The organism is Caloranaerobacter azorensis DSM 13643, assembly GCF_900129995.1.
GTDB classification, from domain to species: Bacteria; Bacillota; Clostridia; order Tissierellales; family Thermohalobacteraceae; genus Caloranaerobacter; species Caloranaerobacter azorensis.
This window is the reverse complement of the sequence record NZ_FQXO01000155.1, coordinates 1-1104: the sequence shown is the minus strand read 5'-3', so window position 1 is coordinate 1104 and position 1104 is coordinate 1. Positions and strand designations below refer to the sequence as shown.

The 1104-nt window shown below is 32.9% G+C and carries 1 protein-coding gene; it reads left to right on the top strand.

Annotation, left to right across the window (positions count from 1 at the left end):
* The coding region (locus BUB51_RS12670) for an MFS transporter (RefSeq protein ID WP_073198197.1) at window positions 1–1026 on the top strand (1026 nt) is incomplete at its 5' end.
* Between the last annotated feature and the right edge of the window lie 78 nt (window positions 1027–1104).

Here is a 1104-nt window from a genome sequence, read left to right as displayed (position 1 = left end):
ATAGGTTCTATAATATTTGGTTTTGCATCAAACATAACATTGGCTTATATTGGCAGATTGATAGTTGGATTAGGAGTATCCGTAGTATTTATTTCTATTCTAAAAGTATTATCGCAGTGGTTTAGAGAAGACGAATTTGGAAGAATGTCAGGATTAACTTCTTTTATTGGTAATGGCGGAGCTTTACTTGCACAGTTTCCTTTAGTAGTAATGGTTACAAGTATAGGTTGGAGATTATCTTTTGCTGCAATAGGAGTTTTATCTCTGCTCGTAGCTGTGTTAGCGTATTTAATTGTAAGGAATAGTCCAGAAGACATGGGATTTACTCCAATAATTAAAAAAGCTGAAAAGAAAGATATATCATTGTCAGAAAGTATAAAAACTGTTTTTTCTAATCCAAAAACTTGGCCGGGCTTCTTTGCTTTTGGAGGTATTTTTGGTTCAGTAATAGCTTTTGTAGGCGCTTGGGGAGTTCCATATATGATACATGTATATGGAGTATCAAAAGCAAAGGCTTCGACTTTTACTATGATAGTGACGTTAGGACTTATGATAGGTAGTTTAGTTATTGGTACGATTTCCGATAAAATTGGAAGAAGAAAAGCTCCATTTTTAGTCTTTTCTATAATATATACACTAACGTGGTTAATTTTAATATATGTTAATCCTGGCAAGATATCTTTTTCAGCACTTTATATATTATTGTTTATAATGGGCTTTTCATCATCAGGTTTTGTATTATCTTGGGTATGCTCTAAAGAAGTTAATAATCCTAACTATGCAGGAATATCTACTGGGACAGTGAATATGGGTGGTTTCCTTTTTGCAGCAATTATACAGCCGCTTATTGGTTATGTACTAGATAAAAACTGGACTGGTAAATTAGTTGAAGGAGTTAAGGTATATACAGTAACTTCATATAATAGAGCATTCTTAATATGTTTAATAGCTTCTGTAATTGCTATTATAAGTATATTGTTTGTAAAGGAAACGAGGTGTAGGAATATTAAAACAGTTAATAGCTGATAACTATTAGTTTGTGAAGGCACACTTATGTGTGTCTTTATTTTTGTGTGCCGGGCATGCGTAACAACTAGGTGGTGA